6 protein-coding genes and 1 pseudogene are annotated in these 7,705 nt (G+C 66.6%); 4 read left to right on the forward strand and 3 right to left on the reverse strand.

What is annotated here, in order from left to right:
* The 3 genes from ACO6D5_RS28825 to ACO6D5_RS28835 form a co-directional block, all read right to left on the reverse strand.
* The coding region (locus ACO6D5_RS28825) for an efflux transporter outer membrane subunit (RefSeq protein WP_485827287.1) at positions 1-1,383 on the reverse strand (1,383 nt) is incomplete at its 3' end.
* A gap of 5 nt (positions 1,384-1,388) precedes the next feature.
* Positions 1,389-3,347 carry a MacB family efflux pump subunit gene (locus ACO6D5_RS28830; RefSeq protein ID WP_485827288.1) on the reverse strand — a complete coding sequence of 653 codons (1,959 nt, stop codon included), beginning with the start codon at positions 3,345-3,347 and terminating at the stop codon, positions 1,389-1,391.
* A 1-nt stretch (position 3,348) separates the two neighbouring features.
* Positions 3,349-4,536 carry an efflux RND transporter periplasmic adaptor subunit gene (locus tag ACO6D5_RS28835; RefSeq protein WP_485827289.1) on the reverse strand — a complete coding sequence of 396 codons (1,188 nt, stop codon included), beginning with the start codon at positions 4,534-4,536 and terminating at the stop codon, positions 3,349-3,351.
* Positions 4,537-4,912: 376 nt separating this feature from the next.
* On the opposite strand from ACO6D5_RS28835, the gene ACO6D5_RS28840 reads away from it, so the two are divergent.
* From ACO6D5_RS28840 to ACO6D5_RS28855, 4 genes and pseudogenes are all read left to right on the forward strand, one after another.
* On the forward strand, positions 4,913-6,121 hold the full coding sequence (locus ACO6D5_RS28840; RefSeq protein ID WP_485827290.1) for an MFS transporter: 1,209 nt from the start codon (positions 4,913-4,915) through the stop codon (positions 6,119-6,121).
* Between the two features lie 2 nt (positions 6,122-6,123).
* Entirely contained in the window at positions 6,124-6,786 is a 663-nt protein-coding gene (locus tag ACO6D5_RS28845; RefSeq protein WP_035213776.1) for a gamma-glutamylcyclotransferase, read from the forward strand.
* A 116-nt stretch (positions 6,787-6,902) separates the two neighbouring features.
* The gene (pdxH, locus tag ACO6D5_RS28850) at positions 6,903-7,532 is read left to right on the forward strand and encodes a pyridoxamine 5'-phosphate oxidase (protein WP_088587712.1); all 630 of its coding nucleotides are present in this window, start codon (positions 6,903-6,905) and stop codon (positions 7,530-7,532) included.
* 39 nt (positions 7,533-7,571) lie between these two features.
* Positions 7,572-7,705: pseudogene (locus tag ACO6D5_RS28855) on the forward strand (flavin reductase); the annotation flags it as partial.

Below are 7,705 nucleotides of genomic sequence, written 5' to 3' on the forward strand. Positions count from 1 at the left end.
ATCATCCCCGCCCAGCGCCCGATAAACCGTCACCTGATTCACCAAGCGGTTCAACCCGTTCTCATCCCGCGCGATCTCTGCGGTCCGCCGCTTCTCCTGCGCGTCCAGCCAGTCCTTCAAGGACACGGCCCCTGCCCGATAACGCACTTCATACAAGCGTTCGGCATCGCGCGCCGCCCGCAGCGACACCGCCAACTGCTCCGCCTGCAACGCCAGTTGCGTGCGGTTCGACAGCGCGTTCTCCACGTCCGCCATCGCCTGATACAACGACTGCCGGAAGTTGACGACGCGTTCTTCGTAGTCCGCCTTGGATATCTTGATGTTCAGCTGCATCTGCGTCCATTGCAGGAACGGCAGTGTCAATCCCACGCCCAGCGACGCGACGGGGTTTTGCAGGATGTTCGATAGCGTCGGGCTGGCGGTGCCCACCGCGCCCGTCAGCGTGACCGGCGGGTAGAAGCTGGCGCGGGTAGCGTCCACCGTGGCCAGCGCTTCGCGCAGCCGCAGTTCCGCCGCGCGCAGGTCCGGCCGACGGCCCAGCAGGTCGGCGGGCACGCCCGCGCGCGCTTCGGGCAACGGGTACTGCGGCAGGCGGGCAGGGTCGGCCATGCTGCGGTCGGGCGGGCCGTCGAACAGGATGGTCAGCGCATTCGTGTATTCCACGCGCTGCTGTACCAGCAGGGTGTGCGCCGCCTGCTGGCTGGCCACGGTCTGCTCGGCTTCCGCCAATTCCAGGGCCGACGCGCCGCCCGCGGCGTATTGCGCGCGCACCAGATCCTGCGTGCGGCGGGCGTAGGCGATGCTTTCTTCGCTGCTGGCGATGCGCTGGTTGATGAAGGCCGTCTGCCAGTACAGCGTAGCCGTGGTGCCCACCAGGGACAGCGCCGCGGACTGGCGGTCCTGCTCGGTGGCCAACGCTTCCCACTGGGCGGCATCGCGCTGACGCGACAGCTTGCCCCACAGGTCGACCTCGTAGCTCACCGTCAGCTCGGTGGCATTGGTCCGCGCGATGGCGCGGTCCCCATACAGGTTGCGGTTGCGCGTCACGTTGGCGCTGCCGCCCAGCTGGGGGAACAACTGGTCCTCGGTCAGCCCCGCCTGGTACTGGGCGCGACGCACCCGGATCGCCGCGGCGGCCAGGTCGTTGTTGCGCGCCAGCACGGCGTCGACCAGTCCGTTCAAGACCGGGTCATTGAAGTTGCGCCACCAGGCGCCGCCGTCGGCCAGCGGCGCTTGCGCGTCACTCGGCGCGCCATGCGTCCAGGCGGCGGGCGCCTGGGTCAGGGGGGGCTCGTAGTCGGTACGCAGCAGGCTGCCGCAACCGCCCAGCGCCAGACCCAGCGCCAGGGCGGCGGAGGTGCGAATCAGGGAAACCGCTTTCATCTTCCTCATTCCCGGGCCAATGCCTCGACGGGATCCAGGCGCGCCGCATTGCGCGCCGGCAAATAGCCAAAAAGCACACCGATCAGCGTCGAGCACGTGAATGCCGCCACCATCGATGCCGTGGAATAGATCATCTGGAACGAACCTGCCGTGGCCTTGGACACCAGCACGCCAAGCGCCAGAGACAGAATGATGCCGAGCGCGCCGCCGATCAGGCACACCAGCACCGCTTCGATCAGGAACTGCTGCATGATGTCGCTGCGCCGCGCCCCCACCGCCATGCGCACGCCGATCTCGCGGGTGCGCTCGGTGACGGACACCAGCATGATGTTCATGACCCCGATGCCGCCCACCATCAGCGAGATCAGCGCGATCAGGGATACCAGCAGGGTCATGGTGGCCGTCGTGCGCTCGATGGTCTTGCGGATGGCGTCCGTGTTGAACACGAAGAAATCCTTCACCACGTGGCGGCGCATCAGCACCCGCTCGATGGCCCGCTCGGCGGCGGCCGGCGGCGTGGCGTCGTTGACGCGCACCGTGATGCTCTTCAGATGCTGTTGGCCCAGCACGCGCGACAGCGCGGTGGTGTAGGGAATCCAGACGTTCAGCGATTCGTTGTTGCCGAAGACGGACTCCTTTTTCTCGGTCACGCCGATCACCCGGGCCGGCATGGATCCCAGGAACACCACCTGCCCGATCGGTTCCGTATGCGAGCCGAACAAGGTCCGCCGCGTGCCTTCGTCGATCACCACTTCCTGCGCGCGGCGCACGACGCTGGTCTCGTCGAAGAACTTGCCCTGCGCCAGTTTGACGGCGCGCACGCGGAAGTACTGTTCGCCCACGCCCTGGATCGAGCCGTTCACGGATACGTTGCGATAGCGCAGCGTATTGCTGGTGGCGACTTCAGGCGTGACGCTGTCCACGTAGGGCTCGCGCGCCAGGGCGTCGGCGTCGGCGGCGACCAGCGTGCGGATGTTGACGGCTTTCTCGTCGCCGAAGTCCTTGCCGGGGAACACCTCGACGGTATTGGTTCCGATGGCGCTGATGTCTTCCAGGATCTTGCGCCGCGACCCTTCGCCCAGCGCCACGACGGACACCACGGCCGCGATGCCGATGATGATGCCCAGCATGGTCAAGGACGTGCGCAGCCGGTGCGCGTTCATGGACAGCAGCGCCATGCGCAGCGCTTCGCCACAGCGGTCCAGGTACGACTGCCACGCGGGCCGCTTGGGCAATTCCGGCGGCGGGTCGCGCTCCGCGTCCCGGCGCGGCGCGTCGGGATTGCGCTTGTCCGCGACGATCTCGCCGTCGCTGATCTCGATGATGCGTTGCGCATGGCGCGCCACATTCATATCGTGCGTGACGATGATGATGGTGTGGCCAGCCGCGTTCAGCTCTTCCAGGATGCGCAGCACTTCCTGGCCGGTATGCGTGTCCAGCGCGCCGGTGGGTTCGTCGGCCAGGATGATGTCGCCGCCGTTCATCAGCGCGCGCGCGATGCTCACGCGCTGCTGCTGGCCGCCCGACAACTGGCCGGGGCGGTGTTCCGACCGGTCGCCCAGCCCCAGCCGCTTCAACAATTCCTCGGCGCGGGCCATCCGGGCTTCGCGGCGCTTGCCGGCGTAGACGGCCGGCATTTCGACGTTGCCCTGCGCCGTCAGATCGGACAGCAGGTGATAGCGCTGGAAGATGAAGCCGAAGTGTTCCCGCCGCAACTCGGCCAGCTCGTCCGGGCCCAGCTCACCCGTGCTGCGCCCGCTGACCCGGTAGTCGCCTCGGGTCGGGCGGTCCAGGCAGCCCAGGATGTTCATCAGCGTGGACTTGCCCGACCCGGACGCACCCACGATGGCGACCATTTCCCCGGCCTCGATGGTCAGGTTGATGTCCTTCAGGACGGCAATGGTCTGCTCACCCGCGGGGAACTCGCGGCGTACCCCGGAAAGCGAGATTAGCGGGCCGCTCATGTCAGGCCCCCCGCGCCGCGGCGGCCGCGGGCGCAGAATCCGCCGTCACGACCCGCTCGCCCACCTCCAGCCCTTCCAGCACCTGCGCCTGCACGTTGTTGTTCATGCCGATCTTGACCTGGCGCACCTCGGTCTTGTTGTCTTTCAAGACCACGCGCACGGCATAGCGGCCGTCTTCGCCGCGCTTGCCCAGCGCCGAGGCCGGCACCACGATGGCATCCTTGGCCTCGCCCAGCACGATGAAGACCTGGGCGGTCATCGAAATGCGCAGCTTTTCGTCGGGGTTGGGGACGTCGAACAGGCCGTTGTAGTAAACGGCGGCGGTGGTCGAACTGCCGGTGGAAGACGTCAGCGACGACGTCGCGTCGTCTTTCTGGATGGAGTCCGGGGCCGGTTCCACCGCGCGCAGCTTGGCCTGGTAGCGCTGGTCGGGTTCGCCGAGGATGGTGAAGTACACGGGCAGGCCGGCCTTCACGCGGGTCACGTCGGCTTCCGAGATCTGGGCCTTGATCGTCATGGTGTCCACCTGGGCCACCTTGATGATCGTGGGCGCGCTCTGGATGGAGTTGACGGTCTGGCCTTCCTTGGTCACCACCGCCACCACCATGCCGTCGATGGGTGACACGATGCGCGTGTACCCGAGGTTGACGCGGGCGGTGTCGACCTGGATTTCGGCCTGCGCGATCTGCGCGTCCAGCGACGCGATCTCCGCGCGCGTCACGGCCAGCGTGGCCTCGGCCGTCTCGTAGGCTTCGCGCGAACTGGCGTCGGCCGCCAGCATCTGGCGTTGCCGCTTGAAGGCCAGTTCGGCCTGCTTCAGCGTGGCGACCTTGGCGGCGCGTTCGGCGCGCCGCGTCTGCAGGGCGGCTTCGGCGTTGCGCAGTTCGTTCTGCTGGGTCAGGTCGTCGATCTCGGCGACCAACTGGCCTTTCTTGACGCGGTCGCCCAGTTCCACTTTCAGGGACTTCAACTGGCCGGTGGCCTGGGCGCCCACGCTGACGCGCTCGATGGCGTCGATGGTGCCGCTGGCCAGCACGCTGTCTTCAAGGTTCGCCCGGCTGACTTCGCCCACCGCAAAGGTGGGCGGCGGCGGCGCCGAGAAGAACATGGCGCGCAAGCCGTATGCCCCAAGCAGGACGGCGACGGCGATCAGCGCATAGCGCTTGAACTTGCTGCGGGACTTTTTCATTGAACCTGATGAGAGGAGGCGCGGGCCGCGAACCCGCGCCGGTATTGCGAAGCATAGGCGCCCATCCTAAACGGGCCCTCTGTCCAAACCACTGCCAATCTGTGTCAAAACGGTGAAAAACAGTAAAGCGGCACCGGTTCGTCAAGCCGCATTCGATTGTTCCGTTGTGAGAACGATACAACGTCTGCGGCGCACGCGCGGAACCCCGTATTGCGCACATGCCGCGAACGTGCCGCCATCTTGCGCCGTAAGCACGCGACTTGCCCGTTAGATGGCGCCTATCTTGTCACCACGCGCTGAAACAATTTGCGGCAGTGCAAAAAATCCGCGCCTCGACATAGACCGACGATCCGCCCAGAATGAATGCAGTTACGCCGTGTCTACCTCCAACAGATCCCCCTCCTCGCCTTCCAGTTCCCCGGAATTTTCCGGGGCGGTGCTGCTGTGCCTGCTGGCAATGATGAATCACGTGGCGCTGACAGGGGGACGGATCACCGTTTCGCTGACCGCGCTGCAGATGGGCCTGTCCACCTTCAAGGTCGGGACGCTGGTGGCCGTGTTCGCGGTGCTGCCGATGCTGTTCTCGGTGCGCGCGGGGCGCTGGGTGGACCGGGTGGGCATCGTGCGCCCGCTCGTCATCGGGACGTCATTGGTGGCGATCGGCACCGCATTGCCCTTCATCTCGCAGACTCAGACGGCGCTATTGATCGCGTCCTGCTGTATCGGCATCGGCTTCATGCTGCATCAGGTGGCCACGCAGGACTTGCTGGGCCACGCCGAGCCCGCCCAGCGGCTGCGCAATTTTTCGTTCATGTCGTTGGCGCTGGCCGGATCGGGATTTTCCGGGCCGCTGATTGCCGGCCTGGCGATCGACCACCTGGGCACGCGCACCGCCTTCGGCCTGCTGGCCCTGGGGCCCATCCTGTCGGGAATCGGCCTGTATGCGATGCGGCACCAATTGAAGGCGGTGGATTCCCAGCTGTCCGGCGCCAAGGAAGCCCAGCGCCGCCGGGTGACGGAATTGCTGGCGGTGCCCGCGTTGCGCCGCATCCTGATGGTCAACACGATCCTGTCCGGTGCCTGGGACACCCATTTGTTCGTCGTGCCCATCTTCGGCGTCGCCATCGGCCTGTCGGCCACCACCATCGGCGTCATTCTTGCGTCCTTCGCGGCGGCAACGTTCGTCATCCGCCTGATATTGCCGCTGATCATGCGCCGTGTGCGGTCCTGGACGCTGGTGCGGGTGGCCATGGCGACGGCCGCCATCGATTTCATGCTTTACCCGCTGTTCACCGACGTTACTGTCCTGATCGTGCTGTCGTTCATCCTGGGCCTTGCCTTGGGGTGCTGCCAACCGAGTATGCTATCCCTGCTGCACCAGCATTCGCCGCCGGGCCGTGCCGCCGAAGCCGTCGGCCTGCGGATGGCGCTGATCAACGGGTCACAGGTATCCCTGCCGTTGACCTTCGGCGCGCTGGGTGCGGTAATTGGCGTCGCCCCGTTGTTCTGGGCGTATTCGCTGGCCCTGATGGCGGGCGGATGGGCCAACCGCAATCCCCCGCTCGAGTCTGACCGGAACCCGTAGTCGTGAACATGCAGTCCTCTCCTCCCGCCGCCGGCATCGCCGGCGCCAGCCTGCCCTTTCGCCTCTGGACGCCAGAGGAAAGGCAGGCCTCGCTGGACCAGGCGCTGCAGCATTGGCAATCCGGCGAAGACGTCTGGGTATATGGGTACGGATCTCTGATCTGGCGCCCCGATTTCGATTTCATGGAACGCCGCCTGGCGACCCTGCGCGGACACCACCGGGCGCTGTGCCTATGGTCGCGCGTGAACCGCGGCACGCCGGAATGCCCGGGTCTTGTCTTCGGGCTGGACCGCGGAGGTTCCTGCCGGGGCGTCGTCTACCGACTGGCCGGCGACCAGGTGCCCACTTATTTCCCCGCCCTCTGGGAACGCGAGATGTCCACGGGGGCCTATCTGCCCCGCTGGATCAACTGCGCAACCGACGCCGGCCCCGTCCGCGCGCTGGTCTTCATCATGAACCGGGACAATCCGGCCTACATCCGCGCCCTGCCCGATGCCGAACTGCTGGCCATCGTGCGCCGGGCCGCCGGCCGCTACGGCCCCTGCACCGACTACGTGGTCCAGACCGCCCAGGCGCTACGCGCCGCCGGCATCCATGACGCCCGCCTGGACGCCATTGCCCGCCGGCTGGAACTGGATGGGCGGCCCCTGCCGGAAGGTAGCTGACAGCTCCCCGCCCGGCCGCGGGCGCCAAACATGCCTGAGACCTGCGCGGGGTCAATAAGGGAGCGATGCCCCAAGCGGTATAAACTCCCTGTTATCAACGCTGAATCCCACGCCTCATGTCCGTCTCCGATCTGCGTCAAAGTTACGAAAAGAACGTCCTGCTGGAAAGCCAGGCCGCAGCGTCCCCGTTCCAGCAGTTTTCCCGCTGGTTCGACGAAGCGCTGGCCGCCAAGGTGCCGGAACCCAACGCCATGACGCTCGCCACGGTGAACGCCGACGGCCAGCCCAGCGCCCGCATCGTCCTGATCAAGGGCTTTGACGAGCACGGCTTCACGTTCTTCACCAACTATGAATCCCGCAAGGGCCAGGATCTGCTGGCCGAGCCGCGCGCCTGCCTGCTGTTTTTCTGGCAGCCGCTGGAACGCCAGGTGCGGATCGAAGGCGTGGTGGAAAAAGTCGCCGCCGAAGAGTCGGATGCGTACTACCACAGCCGGCCCGCCGGTTCGCGCATCGGCGCCTGGGCTTCGCGCCAAAGCCAGCCCATCACCCGTGAAGAGCTGGAAGCCCGCGAGCAGGAATTCCGCGAACGTTTCGGCGAACAGCCGCCGCGCCCGCCGCACTGGGGCGGTTACCGCCTGAAGCCCACCGCTTTCGAGTTCTGGCAAGGCAGGCCCTCGCGCCTGCACGACCGCCTGCGCTATGTCGCCGACGGCACGGCCTGGAATATCGAACGCCTGTCGCCTTGATGCCGGGCGCCCCGCGCGCCCGCCCGACTTAACGATTGCATGCCCGCCTCCTCCCCCGATTTTGACGCCTCCTTCTTCCGTACCGCACTGGGCCGTTATGCCACGGGCGTAACGGTCGTCACTGCCGCCGGCCTTGATGGCGCCCCCATCGGGCTGACGGTCAGCTCCTTCAA

Source organism: Achromobacter sp. (genome assembly GCF_057314935.1).

What these genes read in the sequence shown, in the direction of transcription:
- pdxH (WP_088587712.1), top strand. Translation starts at nt 6,903, where the DNA reads ATGTCCGTCTCCGATCTGCGTCAAAGTTACGAAAAGAACGTCCTGCTG.
- ACO6D5_RS28830 (WP_485827288.1), bottom strand. Translation starts at nt 3,347, where the DNA reads ATGAGCGGCCCGCTAATCTCGCTTTCCGGGGTACGCCGCGAGTTCCCC.
- ACO6D5_RS28835 (WP_485827289.1), bottom strand. Translation starts at nt 4,536, where the DNA reads ATGAAAAAGTCCCGCAGCAAGTTCAAGCGCTATGCGCTGATCGCCGTC.